Source organism: Faecalibacterium hattorii (assembly GCF_003287455.1).
Lineage (GTDB): Bacteria > Bacillota > Clostridia > Oscillospirales > Ruminococcaceae > Faecalibacterium > Faecalibacterium hattorii.
The window spans coordinates 1-18447 of record NZ_PRLC01000009.1 but is presented as its reverse complement, the minus strand read 5'-3'; the positions used below and the strand labels follow the sequence as shown (position 1 = coordinate 18447).

General features: G+C 58.9%; 19 protein-coding genes and 1 tRNA gene. 10 read left to right on the top strand and 10 right to left on the bottom strand.

The genetic code is table 11. The features are described from left to right. Positions 1 to 3 precede the first annotated feature (3 nt). The 3 genes from C4N23_RS07340 to C4N23_RS07330 are packed head-to-tail and all read right to left on the bottom strand — an operon-like array spanning position 4 to position 2238. A complete protein-coding gene (locus tag C4N23_RS07340; protein WP_112145149.1) occupies positions 4 to 894 on the bottom strand; it encodes a DegV family protein in 891 nt (296 codons plus the stop codon). Then, on the bottom strand, positions 885 to 1391 hold the full coding sequence (locus C4N23_RS07335) for a tRNA (cytidine(34)-2'-O)-methyltransferase (protein ID WP_055190522.1): 507 nt from the start codon (positions 1389 to 1391) through the stop codon (positions 885 to 887). The genes C4N23_RS07340 and C4N23_RS07335 overlap by 10 nt, the downstream gene beginning before the upstream one ends. 13 nt (positions 1392 to 1404) lie before the next feature. Next, positions 1405 to 2238 (bottom strand): pyridoxamine kinase, encoded by an 834-nt coding sequence (locus C4N23_RS07330; RefSeq protein WP_112145147.1) that lies wholly within the window; start codon positions 2236 to 2238, stop codon positions 1405 to 1407. A 169-nt stretch (positions 2239 to 2407) separates the two neighbouring features. Between C4N23_RS07330 and C4N23_RS07325 the strand changes: the two genes are divergently transcribed. Next, the gene (locus C4N23_RS07325) at positions 2408 to 2620 is read left to right on the top strand and encodes a hypothetical protein (protein ID WP_112145144.1); all 213 of its coding nucleotides are present in this window, start codon (positions 2408 to 2410) and stop codon (positions 2618 to 2620) included. A gap of 65 nt (positions 2621 to 2685) precedes the next feature. On the opposite strand, the gene C4N23_RS07320 is transcribed toward C4N23_RS07325, so the two are convergent. From C4N23_RS07320 to mtaB, 3 genes are all read right to left on the bottom strand, one after another. Beyond that, complete coding sequence (locus C4N23_RS07320) at positions 2686 to 3162, bottom strand: pilin (RefSeq protein WP_112145142.1); 477 nt, start codon at positions 3160 to 3162, stop codon at positions 2686 to 2688. 246 nt (positions 3163 to 3408) lie between these two features. Next, positions 3409 to 4962 (bottom strand): 4Fe-4S dicluster domain-containing protein, encoded by a 1554-nt coding sequence (locus C4N23_RS07315; protein ID WP_097838546.1) that lies wholly within the window; start codon positions 4960 to 4962, stop codon positions 3409 to 3411. 235 nt (positions 4963 to 5197) lie between these two features. After that, the gene (mtaB, locus tag C4N23_RS07310; RefSeq protein ID WP_112145140.1) at positions 5198 to 6493 is read right to left on the bottom strand and encodes a tRNA (N(6)-L-threonylcarbamoyladenosine(37)-C(2))-methylthiotransferase MtaB; all 1296 of its coding nucleotides are present in this window, start codon (positions 6491 to 6493) and stop codon (positions 5198 to 5200) included. Between the two features lie 207 nt (positions 6494 to 6700). Here mtaB and C4N23_RS07305 point away from each other — a divergent pair, with 207 nt between their 5' ends. From C4N23_RS07305 to C4N23_RS07265, 9 genes are all read left to right on the top strand, one after another. Continuing rightward, complete coding sequence (locus C4N23_RS07305) at positions 6701 to 7945, top strand: D-alanyl-D-alanine carboxypeptidase family protein (protein WP_112145138.1); 1245 nt, start codon at positions 6701 to 6703, stop codon at positions 7943 to 7945. A 223-nt stretch (positions 7946 to 8168) separates the two neighbouring features. Beyond that, positions 8169 to 9500: a glucose-6-phosphate isomerase gene (locus C4N23_RS07300; protein WP_097838549.1), complete on the top strand. Its 1332-nt coding sequence runs from the start codon at positions 8169 to 8171 to the stop codon at positions 9498 to 9500. A 57-nt stretch (positions 9501 to 9557) separates the two neighbouring features. Then, entirely contained in the window at positions 9558 to 9962 is a 405-nt protein-coding gene (locus C4N23_RS07295) for a hypothetical protein (protein WP_055190509.1), read from the top strand. Between the two features lie 135 nt (positions 9963 to 10097). Further along, the gene (locus C4N23_RS07290) at positions 10098 to 10598 is read left to right on the top strand and encodes a YceD family protein (protein WP_112145136.1); all 501 of its coding nucleotides are present in this window, start codon (positions 10098 to 10100) and stop codon (positions 10596 to 10598) included. Positions 10599 to 10624: 26 nt separating this feature from the next. Beyond that, positions 10625 to 10804: a 50S ribosomal protein L32 gene (rpmF, locus tag C4N23_RS07285; protein ID WP_005920250.1), complete on the top strand. Its 180-nt coding sequence runs from the start codon at positions 10625 to 10627 to the stop codon at positions 10802 to 10804. Positions 10805 to 10992: 188 nt separating this feature from the next. After that, positions 10993 to 12321, top strand: a complete 1329-nt coding sequence (locus C4N23_RS07280) for a DUF512 domain-containing protein (protein WP_097838551.1) — start codon at positions 10993 to 10995, stop codon at positions 12319 to 12321. A gap of 31 nt (positions 12322 to 12352) precedes the next feature. Continuing rightward, positions 12353 to 13696, top strand: coding sequence for a ribosome biogenesis GTPase Der (gene der, locus C4N23_RS07275; protein ID WP_097838552.1), 1344 nt, complete (start codon positions 12353 to 12355; stop codon positions 13694 to 13696). Positions 13697 to 13707: 11 nt separating this feature from the next. Next, complete coding sequence (gene plsY / locus C4N23_RS07270) at positions 13708 to 14370, top strand: glycerol-3-phosphate 1-O-acyltransferase PlsY (protein WP_112145134.1); 663 nt, start codon at positions 13708 to 13710, stop codon at positions 14368 to 14370. A gap of 189 nt (positions 14371 to 14559) precedes the next feature. After that, positions 14560 to 14635 (top strand) — tRNA-Ala (locus tag C4N23_RS07265). Positions 14636 to 14814: 179 nt separating this feature from the next. Here the strand turns inward: C4N23_RS07265 and C4N23_RS07260 are convergent. From C4N23_RS07260 to C4N23_RS07245, 4 genes are all read right to left on the bottom strand, one after another. After that, the gene (locus C4N23_RS07260; RefSeq protein WP_112145132.1) at positions 14815 to 16413 is read right to left on the bottom strand and encodes a recombinase family protein; all 1599 of its coding nucleotides are present in this window, start codon (positions 16411 to 16413) and stop codon (positions 14815 to 14817) included. A gap of 138 nt (positions 16414 to 16551) precedes the next feature. Continuing rightward, entirely contained in the window at positions 16552 to 16737 is a 186-nt protein-coding gene (locus C4N23_RS07255; RefSeq protein ID WP_015565653.1) for a hypothetical protein, read from the bottom strand. Between the two features lie 107 nt (positions 16738 to 16844). Further along, entirely contained in the window at positions 16845 to 17663 is an 819-nt protein-coding gene (locus C4N23_RS07250) for a DUF6551 family protein (RefSeq protein ID WP_112145130.1), read from the bottom strand. Continuing rightward, a complete protein-coding gene (locus tag C4N23_RS07245; protein WP_242983748.1) occupies positions 17654 to 18313 on the bottom strand; it encodes a type II toxin-antitoxin system PemK/MazF family toxin in 660 nt (219 codons plus the stop codon). The genes C4N23_RS07250 and C4N23_RS07245 overlap by 10 nt, the downstream gene beginning before the upstream one ends. Positions 18314 to 18447 lie beyond the last annotated feature (134 nt).

Genomic DNA, 18447 nt, shown 5'->3' with positions numbered 1-18447 from the left:
CGCTTAATCGCGGCTGTGGCCGACGTAGACCATGGCGACGGTGTCGGGGCCGGTGTTGGCGGAAACGACGCCGCCCAGTTCAAAGGTGATGAGCGGCGGCTTGCCGAAGGCTTTGCGGCAAGCCTTTTCGAGGTCGGCGGCCTGCGGGATGTTGGTGTGGCCGATCATATAGTCGAAATCCTCCACGCCTTCGCTCCGCTTCTTGGCCAGCTCCACCATGGCGGGCACGACCTTGTCATCGCCGCGGACCTTGGCTTCCACCTTGGTCTTGCCGTCGATCAGGGTGATGATGGGGCGGATGCCCATCAGCTCGCCCATGACGGCAGCGGCGGCGGAGATGCGGCCGCTCTTCTTCATCTGCCTGAGGCTGTAAGGTCCGAGGACGATCTCCATCTTGTTCATCTGGCTCTCAAACTCGTGGATGACGTGGCTGATCTCCGCGCCGTTCTGCAGCTTACGGGCCATCTCGCACAGATACCAGCCGAAGGGCATAGAATAGGTGTGGGAGTCGATCAGGTGGATCTTCAGGTGGTGCTCCGGGCGCTCCTCCCGCAGCATCCCCTGCGCCATGACGGCGTTGTTGTAGGTGGAGGAGCCGGAACGGTTGATGGGCACATGGATGACGTCCGTGTAGCCCTCGTCAACGTATTGGCAGTATTTTTCGCAGAACTGGATGGGCGTGATGGCGGCGGTGGAGGGGACGCCCTTGGCCGCGCGCATCTTGGCGTAAAACTCTTCGTTGGAGCAGCTCTCCCGCTCCACATAGTCCACATCGTCCAGCAGGATGTGGAAGCTCATAATGTCGATGTTGTATTTCTCGGCCATCTCCTGCGGGATGTCGCAGGAGGAATCGGTCAGGATGGCGATCTTGCTCATAATGTCCCTCATTTCCATTCATAATCTCGTAAGTGGCCGTGGTCCAGCAGCTCCGGGAAATCCCACTGGCGCAGGACCTCGTACACGCCCACGGCGACGCTGTTGGACAGGTTCAGGCTGCGGCAGGTGTCCCGCATGGGCATCCGGATGCAGTGATCCTGATGGGCGGCCAGCAGCGCTTCCGGCAGCCCGGCGTCCTCCCGCCCGAAGACGAGGTAGGCCCCGTCCGGGTAAGCGACGTCGGTGTAGCGCCGGGGCGCTTTGGTGGTGAAGTAATAGAACGGGCCTTCGTTCTTGGCGAAGAAATCCTCCAGCCCGTCGTAATAGCTGATGTCAAGGTAGTGCCAGTAATCCAGCCCGGCGTGCTTGAGCTTTTTGTCGTCGATGGCAAAGCCCATGGGGCCCACCAGATGCAGCCGACAGGCCGTGCACGCGCAGGTGCGGGCCACGTTGCCGGTGTTCTGAGGGATGCGGGGTTCCACAAGGACGATGTTCAGGGTCGGTTTCTCACTCATGCGGCACCCTCCCTCAGAACTCGCGCTGCGGACACAGGCGGGGCAGCAGCGGCTCGAACCAGACGCCGAAGCGGGTGTCCTGCCCGGCGGGGGTCTTCTGGATGGCCAGCGAGACGAACTCCGCCGCGTTGTCGGCCGCCGCGCTCAGGGCGTTGCCCTGAATCAGCGAGCCGAGGAGCACGGCGCCGTACAGATCGCCTGTGCCGGGGAAACTGCGGTCGATGTGCAGCTTTTTGATCACGAAGCGGTCCTTGCCGGAACCGGCGCAGCCGATGTACTTGCCCATGGGAAGTCCGGTGACCACGGCGCTGGGGGCTAGGGTGACCAGCGCGTCGGCCAGCGCCTGTGCGGCGGCTTCGTCCAGCTCGGCGGGAGCAGGGTCTTTCTGGAGCAGCAGGGCGGCCTCGGTGGCATTGGGCAGGATGAGGTCGGCCTGTGCGGTCAGCTTCCGCATCCGGTCGATGAAAGCCGGGGTCACGGTGGAGTAGGCCTTGCCGTTATCGCCCATGACGGGATCCACCACCTTGCGGGCATTGGGCCAGAGCGCAAAGGCTTTTTCCGCCAGCGCGACCTGTTCCTCGCCGCCGAGGTAGCCGGTGTAGATGCACTCAAATTCCAGCCCCAGCGCGTGATAGTGCTCCAGCGCGGAGGCACCGTAGGCGCCGCCGTCCATCCGGGCCGGGGTGCCAAAGCCGCCTGTGTGGGTGGACAGCACCACTGTGGGCAGCGCCACGGGCTGAATGCCCATGACCGACAGCACCGGCAGGATCACTGCAAGGCTGCACCGCCCCACACCGGACAGGTCGTGGATACAAAGAACTTTTTTTGGTTCAGTCGGTTTCAACAAGAAAGTGGCCTCCTTCGCGCCATCGAACGGGCCTACTTCAAGCCCAATTTATCAGCATACTGTACAGTATACCACATTTTGCGGGACAAAAAAAGCGTATAGTGGATTCATTTGGCGGAAATAATACCCTCAGCGGCCAAAAATGCAGGGAACGAAAGGAGAAATTTTTATGAGAAATGAACACAGACAGTCTTCGGGCAGTGGTTTGCTTCTGGGCATGGCGGCGGGCGCAGTGCTGGGTGCTGCCGGGATGATGGCCATGAACCAGAATCCACGGCAGGTCAAGCGCACGGCCCGCAAGCTGGCCAAGGGCGCGGAACACGCCGTGACCCAGCTGGATGACATGGTCAGCGACTTCGTGGAACGGAAGATGGACCTGTAACCCCGAAATGAAAAACCTCCCTGTCCGCGCATTGTGCGGGCGGGGAGGTTTTTGGATGCGGAGTCTTACTTTTTGTTCCAGATGCACATCCGGGCGGTGGTGTTCAGCTCGCCGAGGAGGGACATATCCATCTGGATGTTGCAGGTGACGGTGATGGATCTGTTCACGTCACTGCCGGTGAGGACCGAGGCGGGCAGGTTCTTGATGGTGAGCACGGCGGTGCCCTTTTCAAAATCGCCGGTCAGGGTGCCGTCGTAGGTCACATCGCCGATGGTCAGGCCGGACAGCGAGCCGGTGACGCCCATCTTGGACACCTGCTTCACCGGCAGGGTCAGGGTATAGGTGCCGTTGGCTTGGTGGGTGAGGGTGGCGGTGCGGTCGGAGTCCACGCCGGTGTTGGCCATGGACTCCTTATCGGATCTTTCCTTCCAGAATTTGACGCCGACGGTCTGGCTGGCCGCTGCACCGGCCCCGATGGCCAGCACGCACAGCAGCACCAGCGAGAGCAGCGCCGCGCCGGAACGTTTCAGGAATTTCGTCATAAAAGATCAGCCTTTCTATGCCGCAAAGAGCGGCAATTTCGCCGGGGCAGCAGGGCGGCACCCGGTTTGCCACCGCTAAGATAACATAAGCAGCGGGAAATGTCAACGGAAAGAGAAAGAAGCCGCGTGCCCGACTCCCTCAGTCACGGCTCCGCCGTGCCAGCTCCCTCTCAGAGGGAGCCTTAGCGCAACGGCAAGCGGTGACGAAAGGAGTGAAGCAGCGGCTTCTCTTACTGATAGAGGCTCTTACAGTTCAAAATTGGGGTCGTCCTTCAGGACGTGGATCTCGCTCATATAGGGGCTCTTTTCGGGGTCGGCGAAGGGAGCGTCCTTGACGTACTTATTGAGCTGGATGGCGGTACGGGCCGGGTCGGCGATGGTGCCGGCGCCGCCGATGCAGCCGCCGGGGCAGCCCATGCCCTCCAGCAGGTAGCCGTTGTACTTGCCGGCCTTGGCCATCAGCAGCAGCTTCTTGCACTCGGCCAGACCCTGTGCGGACGCGATCTTGACGTCCATATCGGGGTGCCACTCCTTGATCTTGTCGGCAACGGCCTTGGCAACGCCACCGGACTGGGCAAAGCCGCGGCCCGCTGCGGAAGCGGAGCAGAGAGCGGCTTCGTTCTCATCGACCTCCAGAGCGTCGATGTCGAGATCCTTGCCCTCCATGATGCCGGCCAGCTCCTCAAAGGTCAGGACGAAATCGACGTCGCTGCGGACGGTGCGGCGGGAAGCTTCCAGCTTCTTGGCGGCGCAGGGTCCGATGAAGCACATGCGGGCGGTGGGGTCCTTCTGCTTCATCATGCGGGCGGTGAAGACCATGGGGGTCATGGTCATGGAGATGTTCTTGGCCAGAGCGGGGAAGGCCGTCTTTGCCATCATGCTCCATGCCGGGCAGCAGGACGTTGCCATGAAGTCCAGCTTCTCCGGGACCTCTTCAAGGAAGTCGTGGGCCTCGTCCACGGTGCACAGGTCGGCACCGATGGCGACCTCCACCACATCGTAGAAGCCGATGGCCTTCAGGGCAGCCTTGAGCTTGCCGGTGGAAGCCAGACCGGGGAACTGGTTGATGAAGGCGGGGGCCACCAGCGCATAGATGCGGTCGCCGCGGTTGAAGCCTTGGATCAGCTGATAGATCTGGCCCTTGTCGGCGATGGCACCGAAGGGGCAGTTGACGAGGCACTGGCCGCAGGAAACGCACTTGCTGTAATCGATCTCGGCACGGCCCAGCTCATCGGAGTGGATGGCGTTCATGCCGCAGGCCGCAGCGCAGGGGCGCTCGGTCTTGACGATGGCATTGTAGGGGCAGACATCGACGCAGCGGCCGCACTTGATGCACTTTTCCTGATCGATGATGGAACGGCCGCTCTCCCAAGTGATCGCCTTCTTGGGGCAGACCTCCATGCAGGGGTGAGCGAGGCAGCCTTGGCACAGGTCGGAGACCTTGACCAGCTTTTCGGGGCAGCGGTTGCAGGCGAACTTGATCACGTTGACCAGCGGGGGATCGTAATACTTATCGGCGATGGAAGCGTCCTCCAGACCGGAGACGACGCTGTTGTGCTCGTCCATGCGGCGGGTGGGCAGACCCATGGCCAGACGGACGCGCTCCTCGACGATGGCGCGCTCCAAGAAGATGTCCTTGCGGAGCTTACCCTCTTCACCGGGGATGATGGTGTAAGGGATCTTGCGCATCAGGTGGTTGGCGGCCTCGCCCTTCACGTTGGCATAGGCCATCCGCGCCACCTCGGTGAACACTTGGCGGCGGATCTGGATGACCGTCGTATTGATTCCTCTAAAACTCATTCCAATCTCTCCTTGTATAGAAACCACAAAACATCCCGCCGCACCGCAGCTTTCTCATGGGCGCGGCAGCGTATCTTCTACGGGCATTGTTGGTACCGCACCGCTGCAATCAGTGCGCTGGCCCGAAGATTCCATGTTCATTTTAACACAAAGACGCTCCCATGAAAAGAGCAAACGCTAAAATTTGTTAAACAATTCTCAAATGGTGAGTGTGAACAAAATTCACAGTGAAAATTCAGCAAAGTGCCGCACGGACCCGCTCGCCGTCGTACTTGCCGAGGCGGACGCGGATGATCTCGCCGCTCTTATGGCCGGGGGCGGAAACGACCACCGGCACATACAGCCGGGTGTAGCCGGTGAAGAGGGTCTCGCTGAGGGGCGTTTCCAGCAGCACTTCGTCCTCCATGCCCTCGTATCCCTTGAGCACATCCCTGCGGATGTCCTCCGCGAGGGCGTTCATCTTCCGGCTGCGGTCCTGCTTTTCCCGCTCGTGGACCTGATCGGGGAAGTCGTAGGCGGGGGTGCCGCTGCGGCGGGAGTAGGGGAAGACGTGGACCTTGAGGAAGCCGATCTCCTTCAGGAAAGCGCAGCTCTCCTCGAAGTCGGCCGCTGTCTCGCCGGGGAAGCCGCAGATGCAGTCGGTGGTGAAGCTGACGGGCCGCTCGCCGTAGGCGGCGCGGAGGTCGGCCACGACCTTGGCGTACTGTTCCGCCGTGTAGACCCGGCGCATCCGGCGCAGGGTGGCGGAGCAGCCGCTCTGCAGACTCAGGTGGAACTGGGGGCAGAGCTTGTCCACCGCCGCCAAGCGGGTGATGAACTCCGGCGTCAGCATGTCGGGGTCGAGGCTGCCGAGGCGGATGCGCTCGATGCCCTCCACCTGCGCGCACTTTTCTACCAATTCCACAAGGTTGGTGCCGGTGTCGAGGCCGTAGCTGGGCAGGGAGATGGCGCTGAGCACGACTTCCCGGTAGCCGGCGGCGGCAAGCTGGTGCAGCTCGTTGAGGATGCTGGCCTCGGCGCGGCTGCGCACCGGGCCGCGGGCGCGGGGGATGACGCAGTAGGCGCACTGGCGGTTGCAGCCGTCCTCTACTTTAATGAACGCGCGCGTGTGAGTCTCGAACCGCTCCACGGGCAGCTCCTCGAACAGCTCGCCCCGCTTGTGGGGCGTGACGGCCACGATCCGCTGGTGGCCATCCAGCAGCTTGAGCACATTGTCGAGGATGGCTTTACGGTCGCCGTTGCCGCAGACGAGGTCGGCTTCCATGAAGTTGGCCGCCTCTTCGGGGAAGGCCTGCGGGTAGCAGCCGGTCAGCACCGTGACGGCACCGGGGTTCTCACGTTTTGCGCGGCGGAGCCATTTGCGGCTCTTCTGGTCGCCGAAGTTGGTGACGGTGCAGCTGTTGACCACAAAGACATCGGCCTCCTCGCCCTCCGGGACGATGGTGAAGCCCGCGCCCCGGAACATCTGCTCCAGCGCCCCGGTCTCGTTCAGGTTGACCTTGCAGCCAAGGGTATAAAAACAAACTCGCATGAGAGTATCCTTTCGATGAACGGCCTCGCCCTCTCAGTCTCGCTTCGCTCGCCAGCTCCCCAAAGGGGGGGCGGAGAGGGGCAAGCCCGTTTATAAATAACAGAAACCATCTAATTATAGCAGATTTTTTCCTGCGAGAAAAGAGCATTCCACCTTAAAATTTTGCATAGAATGCAACCAGAGACTTTACGCGGGGAGGTACGAGGAATGGAACGGAGAAATTTGGCCCTGCTCTGTGCGGGGGTGCTCTGCTTCTGGCTGTTTGCGCTGGCCTTCGGGTCGGCGCAGGGCGCGGGGCTGCGGGTGCAGGTAGCAGCGGGGAAAGCCGACGAAGCGGCCCTCGTCAGCGCTCCGGCGGCGCAGGAGACGGCAGCGGCTGTGGAAGGCCTTTCCCTGACCTGCCGGGCGGCGGTGCTGGTGGAGCCGGAGAGCGGGCGGGTGCTCTACGAAAAGAACCCCGACGAGCGGGTGCCCATCGCGTCCATCACCAAGCTGATGACTCTGCTTCTCACCTTTGAGGCCATCCATGGTGGAAAACTCACCCTCGACACCCTTGTGCCGGTCAGCGAACATGCGTACCACATGGGCGGCAGCCAGATCTGGCTGGAACCGGGGGAGCAGTTCACGCTGGACGAGATGCTGCGGGCCATCTGCGTTTCGTCGGCGAACGACGCGGCGGTGGCCGTGGCCGAACTGGTGGGCGGCAGCGAACCGGTTTTCGTGGAGCAGATGAACGCCCGCGCCGCGGAGCTGGGGATGACGAACACCAGCTTCCGCAATGCGTGCGGGCTGGACACGGAGGAACATCTTTCCACGGCGCGGGACGTGGCCACCCTGAGCTGCTACATCCTGAACACCTGCCCGGAGCTTTTACATTATACGGGGATCTGGACGGACAGCCTCCGGAACGGCCAGACCCAGTTGGTGAACACGAACAAGCTGCTCAAGCGGTACAGCGGCATCACCGGCCTCAAGACCGGCACCACCAGCGGCGCGGGGGTCTGCATCTCGGCCAGCGCCACACGGGACGGGCTGACCCTCATCGCGGTGATCTTGGGGTCACCCTCCAGCGCCGACCGGTTCAACGCTGCAACGACCCTGCTGGACTACGGCTTTGCCCATTATGCGGCGGTGCCGGTGCCCCAGCTGCCCGACCGCCCGCTGGAGCTGGCTGTCAAGGGGAGCACGGAACAGACCGTGCCGCTGGATTACAGCGCCCTGCCCAGCTCCGTGCTGCTGGAAAAAGGCGCGGGGGCCGGTCTGCGGGCGGAGCTGACCCTGCCCGAAGCGTTGGAAGCGCCCATACAGCGGGGGCAGAGCGTGGGAAAAGTGGAAATTTATGCGGGAGACACCCTGCTTTCCGAAGCGGAAGTGACGGCGGCGGCAGATGCGCCGGTGCTGACCTTCGGGGATGCGCTGGAGCTGCTGTGGCAGAGCCTTTTGGGCGCGTGAGAACCAAAAGAAACACAATACCGCCCAAAAGCGGTTCGCGGATGCAGATCGGCTTTGGCGGGGCTGAACAAAAGATAGCGGGACGGCCAAAAGAACACTATTAAAATTGTATGAAATCCAAGGATTTTGGCCTTGACTTTGCGGTGACAGAACGGTACACTTATACCAAGAAATATCCTCGAAGGGCAAAGTGCCCGCAAAAACGTTTGGAGGTTCTGATAGAATGAGCGTCGTTCTGAATACAAAGCACCTCTCCGGCTTTATCAACGAAGAGGAATACAAGGCCATCTACCCGCAGGTGGAAGCCGCCCACAAGCAGCTGGAAGCCAAGAATGGCCCCGGCAATGACTTCTTGGGCTGGATGTATCTGCCCCGCGATTACGACAAGGAAGAGTTCGCCCGCATCAAAGAGGCCGCCAAGAAGATCCGTGAGGACTCCGAGGTTCTGGTCGTCGCCGGTATCGGCGGCAGCTATCTGGGTGCCCGCGCCGTCATCGAGGCTGTGAAGGGCCTGTACCACAACGAGATCGAGAACGGCCTGAAGATCTACTTCTGCGGCAACAGCATCAGCCCCACCTACCTGAACGATATCATCGCTCTGTGCAAGGGCAAGAAGTTCTCCATCAACGTCATCTCCAAGTCCGGCACCACCACCGAGACCTCGCTGGCTTTCCGCGTGCTGCGCAAGCTGCTGGAAGATGAGGTGGGCGTGGAAGAAGCCAACCAGCGCATCTACGCCACCACCGACCGTGCCAAGGGCACTCTGAAGCAGCTGGCGGACGCGCAGGGCTGGCCCACTTTCGTGGTTCCCGATGACGTCGGCGGCCGCTACTCCGTGCTCTCCGCCGTGGGTCTGCTGCCCATCGCCGCTGCCGGCATCGACATCGACGAGCTGATGAAGGGCGCAGCCGACGCCATGGAGCGCTTCTCCGTCCTGAGCGAGGACAACGACGCTTACAAGTACGCCGCCATCCGCAACATCCTGTACCGCAAGGGCAAGGCGGTGGAGATCCTCGAATGCTACGAGCCCAACTTCACCCTGATGAACGAGTGGTATAAGCAGTTGTTCGGCGAGAGCGAGGGCAAGGACAACAAGGGCCTGTTCCCCGCAAGCTGCATCTTCTCCACCGACCTGCACTCCATGGGCCAGTTCATTCAGGAGGGTTCCCGCCTGATGTTCGAGACCATCGTGGATGTCAAGAAGCCCGCAGAGGATCTCTTCATTGAAAAGCTCGAAGGCAACTTCGACGGCCTGAACTTCCTCGCTGACCAGAACATGAGCGTGGTCAACCGCAAGGCCATGGAGGGCACCATCCTCGCCCACACCGACGGCGGCGTGCCCGAAGTGGTGATCGAGGTCGATGACCTGACCGCTTACAACGTCGGCTACCTGATCTACTTCTTCTGGCGTGCCTGTGCATGCAGCGGCTATCTGCTGAGCGTGAACCCCTTCAACCAGCCGGGCGTCGAGAGCTACAAGAAGAACATGTTCGCGCTGCTGGGCAAGCCGGGTTACGAGAACCTGACCGCCGAGCTGGAAGCAAAGCTGAAATAAGCTGAAAAACAAATGATCCCCCGCCGGAAGGCGTGGAAAATACAGGAGGACAGAACTATGATTAAACTGATTGTTGGCGCAAAGGGCTCCGGTAAGACCAAGGCGATGATCGACATGATCAATGATTCGGTCAAGACCTCCAAGGGCAACGTCGTCGTCGTCGAGAAGGGCATGAAGCTGACTTACGACATCGCTCCTGCTGCTCGCCTGATCGATCTGGATGAGTACAAGGTCGCTGGCGGCGAGATGCTGTACGGCTTTGTTGCGGGCTTGATGGCAAGCAACTACGATATCACCGACCTGTACATCGACGGCATCCTGAAGGTGCTGAACCACGACATCAACCGTCTGGGCGTTGTGCTGGATGAGATGGCTGCCATTGCGGGCGACTCCGTCAAGGTCACCGTCACCGTCAGCGCAGATGAGGCTGAGCTGCCCCACGACGTGAAGAAGTACCTGTGATTTTTTGAACTGAGACCATCCAAGCGGGCAGGAAACCGGAGAATTTGAAATTTTTTCGGTTTTCTGCCTGTTTTGGTGTTGACAAAGGAAAGCTTTGGCGCTATACTAACAAAGCAGCCTTTTATGAGGTGTACTATGCAATTTGACCTGAGAAAGTTTATCGCGGCCGGCACGAAGCCTTACCACGCAGAGTTTCCCTGTGATTTGTCTGCCAAGGATTTCGCCGGCGCAAGGATCCCACAGCCCGTCACTGCTGTTTTTGACGCAGAGACGGACGGTGAAGAGGTCCGGATGACACTGCGGGCAAAAGCATTGGTGCACGGAGAGTGCGCCCGCTGTCTGGACCCGGTGGAACGGGAAGAGACGGTCGAAGCGGAGTGGACAGCAAAGGAGCGAGATCTGGATGACCCGGATTTCGATCTTCCACTGGACGAAAAAGGCCATCTGGACGTAGACGAATGGCTGAGCCAAGAGTTTTTGTTCCAGATCCCCACGGTGCTGCTGTGCAGCCCGGACTGCGCAGGGTTATGCCCTCGCTGCGGCAAGAAGAAGGCAGAGTGTGTCTGCCCGCCAGAGGAAGAGGAGACTGCTCCCGCTGACGCAAGGCTCGCGATCCTCAAATCACTGCTGAACTGAGAAACCCATCAAGGAGGTGCAAAAATATGGCAGTACCTAAGAGACATCTTTCCAAGGCCCGCCGCGACAAGCGTCGCAGCAATGTTTGGAAGCTGGAGGCCCCTGCGCTGGTCAAGTGCAGCAACTGTGGCTCTCTGAAGCTCCCCCACCAGGCATGTGGCAACTGCGGTTACTACAAGGGCGAGGAAGTCATCAAGAAGGCCTAATTTGCGCAAAATTGGTGGCACATTGGTGTTATGTTGAGAAGGGGATGGCGCAATGCCTTCCCCTTCTTCTTTTGTACAAAACCTCTCAAGCGAGCTTACGGCTCGCCTGAGCTGACTGTAAACGTGTGTTCTGACGAGAAAATTGCGGTTCGCTTACGGAACCGGAGGCTGGAAAGGCGGGTGGGAGCATGGCGATCAAGATCGAGCGGATCGAAGAGGGCAGCGAAGCGCAGTCCCTCGGTCTGCAGCCCGGCGACGAGCTGCTGAGCGTGGACGAGAACGAGCTGAACGATACGCTGGACTATGATTTCTACACGGACAGCAAGAGCTTTCACCTGAAAGCGAAGGTGGCGGACGGCATCCGCGAGTGGGACGTGCAGCGCGAAGCGCGCGGCCCCTTCGGCTGCGATTTCCACACCTATCTGGGCGACGAGAAGCACTCCTGCTCGAACCACTGCATGTTCTGCTTCATCGACCAGCTGCCCCCCGGTATGCGGGAGAGCCTGTATTTCAAGGATGACGATGAGCGGCTGTCCTTCTTGTTCGGCAACTACATCACCATGACGAACATGCAGGACCATGAGATCGACCGCATCATCAAAATGCACATTTCACCGATCAATATTTCGGTCCACACCACGAACCCCCAGCTCCGGGTGCGGATGCTGGCCAACAAGCGCGCGGGCGAGGTGCTCAAGTACCTGCCCCGCCTTGTGGAGGGCGGCATCGCGGTGAACTGCCAACTGGTGCTCTGCCGGGGCATCAACGACGGCGACGAGCTGCGCCGCACCCTGAGCGACCTGCTGGAGCTGACGCCGATGGTGCAGAGCATCGCGGCAGTGCCCTGCGGTGTGACCGATTACCGCAAGAACCTGTTCAAACAGACGCCCTACGACGCCGAGACCAGCGCTGCCGTCATCGACATCATGGAGGAGTTCGGCGACGAATGCCTCCGTCGCCACGGCAAGCGGATCATCTACCCCAGCGACGAGTGGTACCTGAAGGCCGGGCGTCCCATCCCGGACGGCTCCTTCTACGGCGACTACGACCAGTTGGAGAACGGCGTCGGCATGATGCGGCTGTTCGAGGAGGAGTTCCTCGCGGAGCTGGCAAAGCCCCACCGCCTTTTCGGCTCCAAGCAGATGGATGTGGTGACGGGGACCATGGCCTCCCCCCTCATCACCCGGATGATGGACGAGCTGCACCGCCAGTACCCCATGATCGAGGTCAACGTCCATACCATCCAGAACAAGTTCTTCGGCGGCAATGTGGGCGTGGCGGGCCTCGTCACAGCCACGGACATCATCGCCCAGTGCGAGGGCAAGCTGAAGAGCGGGACCCTCGGCGTGCCCGCCGTGATGCTGCGGGAAGAGAAAGATACCTTCCTTGACGATATGACCATTGCCCAATTGGGCGAGCGGCTGGGCGTCAAGGTGGAGGTCCTGCCCGTGAGCGGCGGCGACGAGGCCCGTGCGCTGCTCCGCACCGGCCTTCATATTTCGAGAAGAAGACATTGAGAGTGAGAAAACTCTGAAAGGAGGAACCCCCATGAGCAAACCGATCGTAGCAGTGGTGGGCCGCCCCAACGTGGGCAAATCCACCCTGTTCAATAAACTCTGCGGTCAGCGTCTGGCCATCGTCGAGGACACCCCCGGCATCACCCGCGACCGCATCTTTGCCAACTGCGAGTGGAGCGGCCACGAGTTCCTGCTGGTGGACACCGGCGGCATCGAGCCGAAGGCCACCGAGGGCATTCTGGCCCACATGCGGGAACAGGCGCAGATCGCCATCGACACCGCCGACTGCATCATCATGGTGACGGATGTCCGCAACGGCCTGACCGCTGCCGACGAGGACGTTGCCCACATGCTCCGCCGCAGCCACAAGCCGGTCATTCTGGCCGTCAACAAGTGCGACAATGTCGGCGACACCCCCATGGAGCTGTACGAGTTCTACAACCTCGGTTTTGACGAGGTCATGCCCATTTCGTCCGTCCACGGCCACGGCACCGGCGACCTGCTGGACGCCGTCTGCGCCCACCTCGATTTCAGCGAGACTGTCGTGGAGGAGGACCGCATCCCGGTGGCCATCATCGGCCGCCCCAATGTGGGCAAGTCCAGCCTGACCAACCGCATTCTGGGCGAGAACCGGATGATCGTGGCCAATGAGGCGGGCACCACCCGTGATGCCATCGACACCCCCGTGGACAACGCCTACGGCAAGTTCATCTTCACCGACACCGCCGGTCTGCGCAAGCGCAGCAATATCACCGACGGCCTCGAACGCTATATGGTCGTCCGCGCGCTGGCCGCTGTTGAGCGCAGCCGCGTGGCCCTGATCCTCGTGGACGCAACGGTCGGCTTCACCGAGCAGGACAGCAAGGTGGCCGGCTACGCCCACGATCAGGGCAAGGCCTGCATCATCGTCGTCAACAAGTGGGACGCCGTGGAGGGCAAGGAGACCAACACCATGGAGCTCCAGCGCCGCGGCTACGCCGAGTGCTTCAGCTTCATGGGCTATGCTCCCATCATCTTCATCTCCGCGCAGACAGGCTATAACGTCAACAAGCTGATGCAGCTCATCCGGGATGTGGACGCCCAAAACGGTGCCCGCGTGCCCACCGGCGTGCTGAACGAGATGCTGGCCCGCGCCACGGCTCGGATGCAGCCGCCCAGCGACAAGGGCCGCCGCCTGAAGATCTTCTACCTGACGCAGGCCTCCACCCGCCCGCCGACGTTCGTGGCCTTCGTCAACTCCAAGCAGCTGTTCCATTTCAGCTATCAGCGCTATCTCATCAACCAGATCCGCGAGAACTTCGGTCTGGAGCACACGCCGATCCGGCTGGTGATCCGCGAGCGCGGCAACGGCTCGGTGGGCGCAAAAGACGTGTAAGGGGGCGACTGATGATGACGATCCTCATCGTCCTCGCCGCCGCCGCACAGGCCTATCTGCTGGGCAGTATCGACACCGGCATTCTGGTCAGCAAGTGCCTCTACCACGACGATGTCCGCAACCACGGCAGCGGCGCAGCGGGCATGACCAACATGCTGCGCACCTTTGGCAAAAAGGCCGCTGCCCTCACGGCGGCGGGCGATGTGCTCAAAGGCGTGGCGGCGGTCTGCATCGGGCGGTGGCTGTTCGGCTTCCTGCCTGCGGATGCGGCGGTCTCGCCTTACCTCGGCGTCTATATGACGGCGATCCTTGCAGTCATCGGCCACTCAAAGCCCATCTATTTCGGCTTCAAGGGCGGCAAGGGCGTTTTGGTGGCGGGCGGTGCCATTCTGGCCATCCAGCCCATCCTGCTGCCCTTTCTGACGGCAGTCTTCCTGCTCTGCCTCATCCCCACCGGCATGGTCTCGCTGGGCAGCATCACGATGGCAGCCGCCTATCCGGTGCTGACCCTTATTTACGGCTTGCTCAAGGGCTTTGCCGCAGGGGACCTTGCGGTTTGCGTGGTGGGTGCGCTCATCATGGGCGGCATGGTCATCTACATGCACCGCGCCAACATCCAGCGCATCCGCGCGGGCAAGGAGTACCGCTTCGGCCAGAAACATAAAAAGAATTAAAAAATAGTTGACAAATCCCCTAGATGCTGGTATAATAACTCCTGTCGTCAGACAGAAATAAAACATGTGGGGGATTAGCTCAGCTGGGAGCCCGGTTGGTATCAAAACACACCCCCAGTCAGATAGTCCTGCGACAATCAAATTCCCAACAAAAAACTCCATCCAAGAGGTTCGCTTCTTGGATTTTATGGGGGATTAGCTCAGCTGGGAGAGCGCTTGCATGGCATGCAAGAGGTCAGCGGTTCGATCCCGCTATTCTCCACCAAAAAAGCACTGTACTTCGTAGGAAGTATGGTGCTTTTCTTTTTGCTTTCTTGGAGGTCACACTGAAAATCAGCCAAATGCCTGATTTTGCAGGCGTATGGACGGCAACCCCCAATTCTTGCTGTTTCGTTGTTTTTGAAAATGCTTGTTCGATGCCCGACTGTTTTGCAGGCGGACGTATCACTCCCCCTCAATGTAAGGAGTGAGATCGAAGTTGAACGAGATGTTGATCTGGTATCCGCGATATACGTCTACCCTGCGGATGAGCTGGTTGACGATCATCTTCTTCGCTTCAAAATTTGCACTGTCGTACAGGTCAGCATAAGAAATCAGTTCATCATACAGCCGCGACACTTTATCCATCAGCTCAGCCGTTTTCTCCAGTTCTTCACTGGCCGCTTCGCAAAGGTTTTCCAGCTCCGTGAGTTTCTCTTCCTGCGCTGTAATCATTTCGGCAAGGGTTTCTCTCGGTAACACGCTTTCACCTTTGATGCAAGCTAAAACCTCGGTTTTCAGTGCGAACAGGTCTTTTTCTGCCTTGTTCCGCTGTGTCTGAAGGTCTTGCAGATGATTCTTGCGTTCCGCATTCTCTTTTTCATAGCGTTTTGTAACGATCTGCTCTTTGGGGATACCCCTCATCTTGGAGAAAATCTGGCGGACAGCTTTATCAATGATCTCATCCAGAATGTGGACGGTATATCCCGTCTGCCCGGTGCAGTTGGTCTGCTTGCGGAGCTTTCCGTAACAGGTATAGCGAATACGCAGCGTATCGTCTAACGATCCATCTGCCATTTTTCGCCATTTACGGCTGCTGGTCAGTTCCAGCTTTGCACCGCAGTGTCCGCAGTAAGCGTTGCCGGCAAGCAGCGACTTCCCATGGATGTTCAAAGGAAGACGATTTTCGGCTTCCGCAGTTGAGCGCACAGAGCGTTCATTCCGAATGCGCTGTGCGTTTTCAAACTGTTCCTGCGGGACAATCTGCAAATCCGGCATCAATTCTGACCGTGCATCCCCACAGCGGAGAACGCCGGTGTAGGTCAGGTTTTGTACCATCCCCCGAATACTGGATGGGTGCCAGCACTTTCCAGACCTTGCGCGATAGCCAGAATTGTTCAGATAGGTAGCAATGTGCTGCGGGCCGTAGCCCTCATACACATATTTGTCAAAGACAATCCGCACTACGGCAGCTTCCTGCTCGTTGATGTGCAGTTCGTACAGTTCATGCTTGCGCTTGTTGATACGCCCACTCCGTACAAGGTCATAGCCATAAGGCGCATTTCCGCCCTTGAAGTGACCTTCTTCTACAAGCTGGCGCAGACTGGTGCGGGTACGGACGGAAGTCTTTTCGCTTTCTCCGTCCGCCTGCCAGAATCGGATGTAGTTCAGCAGTTTGTCAGTGTGGTTGTCGAAACGCTGCTCACCCTCTTGGGTACTCCATACCCGGATGCCGTTCCGTACAAACCATTCCACAACAAAGGGCGTTTCATCTGCGATACGACCGATACGGTCGAACATGAATACCAGCAGGATATCGAACTTGCCCTTTCGGGCATAGTCCTTGATGATCTGGAGCTTGTCGCGGGCGGCGGCCCGGACTTTGTGGCCGGACACGCCTTCTTCCTGTTCTTCATGGACGATGACCCAGCCCTTCGATTCAGCGAATTTATGGCAAGCCTTTCGCTGCATGGGCAGGTCTGCTTCATGGTTGGAGTTGAAATCCACCTGCTTATCGGTGGAAACGCGGTACAAGCAGCACACGCGATTGTTATTTCTTGTCATTGTAAATTCCTCACTTTCATCATAAAAGTGGGGATAGGCTTTATTTCGTTGTCAAAGAACGTCCGGCAATGGCTCGGTTTGTAATATCGCCCGTTACCGCACTCAGTATAGCGTTTGATTCTGCATTCGTCCATGATGTCAACCTACCTTCTTCGTATAGCTGGTGGCAAGCAGGATGTTCCGAATGCGCTCAAACGCTTCCGGGTTGGGTTCCTTGGAAAAGCTAAAAACGACAGGATAACCGTTGATTACATGATATTGCCGGTCGGCATCACGGTCAGCCGCAGGAAGGTTCTCTGCGACCTGTGAAAATTTATCGATCATAAGATTGTAACTCCTATTATGAATAAATGCTGTTGTCTTAATATGTAACAATGGGCATCTGCGTTGTGCGGATGCCCATTGTCTTTAAGGAGAGATTCCTGTAAATGTCAGAACTTCATCGGCAGGGCATCCTTACGGGATTTGCCGTTGTACGCCGCATAGATGGGGAAAACGTATTTCTTCCATCCGGGCAGCTTTGCCGGGTTGTCCATCCCGGTGCGGTAGATTTCCATGGGATGGACGCTGCGCAGGGCACGGATCAGCCGTTCCTCGTTGAACTCACCGTGATACACTTCCACGAAGTACATCACACCCTTCAGGACTGCGGCACGGAAGGAATCGGGTTTGCCCTCCCATGCGTCCACAATCAGCCGCAGAGCCTCGCAGTAGATTTTCTCGCCCATCTGGTTGTACAGCTTGAGTGCAGTGCCTACGCAGCTGATGCGGTAGTCGCTCAACTGCAAGCTGTCATAGTTGAAGTCCAGACCCACCCGGTTGGTGGCTGCGAGGAATGCCATGGAAAGAGCATCCTCGCCCACGACCTTGGCACGGAGCTTGATGCCCGCCGTCAGCGGTGCAGCGTGACCGTTTTGCTCTGCGAAGAACAGGGCTTCCTGCTGCATCGTCAGACCCGTATACACCTTGCAGAGAATCGGGAGGTCTTTGCCACCGTTGCGCAGGATACGCGCTTCAATGGTGTGCTGACCGTCCGTTACATAATACCGGCCATTGCGAAAGCTGACCTTCGGCTCATTCGCCGTATATTCATTGAAGTCTCTTGCAATCAGCTCAACGCGCTTACGCTGGATGCCCCGCTGATAAAGCTCGCGCGGGTAGATTAGCTTGCTGCTGTGAATGACCACCATCTGATAAGGAGTGGCCACATTGAAAGATGCGGAAAAGTTGTTGGTGTTGCTCAGTCGCATTGCATTTCCTCCCGGATTCTCCAGATGTATTTTTCGGCTTCTGCTAAAATCTCACTGACCTGCTGCTTACGCTTCGGGATGGTGAGCAGGCTGGGATTAAAGGTAAAGCTGTATTCGAGCCGCTGTATCATGGCATGAACAGCGGATTGCAGCTCGGTGTACAGCATCATTTCCTCCACGCTCCCTGCGTCCTCAAAGGACGATTTGATGGGTGTGTAGGGATAGATGGGTGGCTTTCCATCCACTACTTCCGGCGGCGCATACGCTGCCGTGGAGCGGATGATGGGTTTCAGCTTTTGGATACTCCCCATCGGGTTCAGGGCAAGGCTGATCTTCACGGCATCATCGACCCGGCTCATTTCTTCCGGGGTGAGGTGTCCTGCAAAATTTTGGATACGGCTCTTGTCGATGGTGAAGATCTGTTCAGCTTGAACGATGGAAGGCTCCAGCTTTTCCGGTTCCACCAGACAATGGGTCGGCTGCGCAGCTTTCTTTTCTGTCTTACTTGTCAAAGTCGCAACGATCAAAGTCGGTGAATAGGCATTGCCCACATCGTTTTGCAGGATGACTGCAGGGCGGGTTCCGCTTTGTTCGGAACCGGTGCCGCTGCCCAGTCGAATAAAGTAGATGTCTCCGCGTTGGAATTTCAAAGTGGATTCCAATTGCGAACCTCCGTTTGGATATGTAAGAAGCCCGCTGTACCTCCTTGAACTGCACCCTATTTGTTAGACAGTATGGTATACTGTTTAGGAAATGGGGTGTTTTTGTATGCCAAAGGGACAAC

Bases quoted from the DNA above. Each gene is read 5' to 3' on its own strand.
- C4N23_RS07325 (WP_112145144.1), top strand. From the start codon at position 2,408: ATGAGAAATGAACACAGACAGTCTTCGGGCAGTGGTTTGCTTCTGGGC.
- C4N23_RS07305 (WP_112145138.1), top strand. From the start codon at position 6,701: ATGGAACGGAGAAATTTGGCCCTGCTCTGTGCGGGGGTGCTCTGCTTC.
- C4N23_RS07300 (WP_097838549.1), top strand. From the start codon at position 8,169: ATGAGCGTCGTTCTGAATACAAAGCACCTCTCCGGCTTTATCAACGAA.
- C4N23_RS07295 (WP_055190509.1), top strand. From the start codon at position 9,558: ATGATTAAACTGATTGTTGGCGCAAAGGGCTCCGGTAAGACCAAGGCG.
- C4N23_RS07280 (WP_097838551.1), top strand. From the start codon at position 10,993: ATGGCGATCAAGATCGAGCGGATCGAAGAGGGCAGCGAAGCGCAGTCC.
- plsY (WP_112145134.1), top strand. From the start codon at position 13,708: ATGATGACGATCCTCATCGTCCTCGCCGCCGCCGCACAGGCCTATCTG.
- C4N23_RS07255 (WP_015565653.1), bottom strand. From the start codon at position 16,737: ATGATCGATAAATTTTCACAGGTCGCAGAGAACCTTCCTGCGGCTGAC.
- C4N23_RS07290 (WP_112145136.1), top strand. From the start codon at position 10,098: ATGCAATTTGACCTGAGAAAGTTTATCGCGGCCGGCACGAAGCCTTAC.
- C4N23_RS07315 (WP_097838546.1), bottom strand. From the start codon at position 4,962: ATGAGTTTTAGAGGAATCAATACGACGGTCATCCAGATCCGCCGCCAA.
- rpmF (WP_005920250.1), top strand. From the start codon at position 10,625: ATGGCAGTACCTAAGAGACATCTTTCCAAGGCCCGCCGCGACAAGCGT.
- mtaB (WP_112145140.1), bottom strand. From the start codon at position 6,493: ATGCGAGTTTGTTTTTATACCCTTGGCTGCAAGGTCAACCTGAACGAG.
- C4N23_RS07320 (WP_112145142.1), bottom strand. From the start codon at position 3,162: ATGACGAAATTCCTGAAACGTTCCGGCGCGGCGCTGCTCTCGCTGGTG.
- der (WP_097838552.1), top strand. From the start codon at position 12,353: ATGAGCAAACCGATCGTAGCAGTGGTGGGCCGCCCCAACGTGGGCAAA.
- C4N23_RS07340 (WP_112145149.1), bottom strand. From the start codon at position 894: ATGGAAATGAGGGACATTATGAGCAAGATCGCCATCCTGACCGATTCC.
- C4N23_RS07250 (WP_112145130.1), bottom strand. From the start codon at position 17,663: ATGCGACTGAGCAACACCAACAACTTTTCCGCATCTTTCAATGTGGCC.
- C4N23_RS07335 (WP_055190522.1), bottom strand. From the start codon at position 1,391: ATGAGTGAGAAACCGACCCTGAACATCGTCCTTGTGGAACCCCGCATC.
- C4N23_RS07260 (WP_112145132.1), bottom strand. From the start codon at position 16,413: ATGACAAGAAATAACAATCGCGTGTGCTGCTTGTACCGCGTTTCCACC.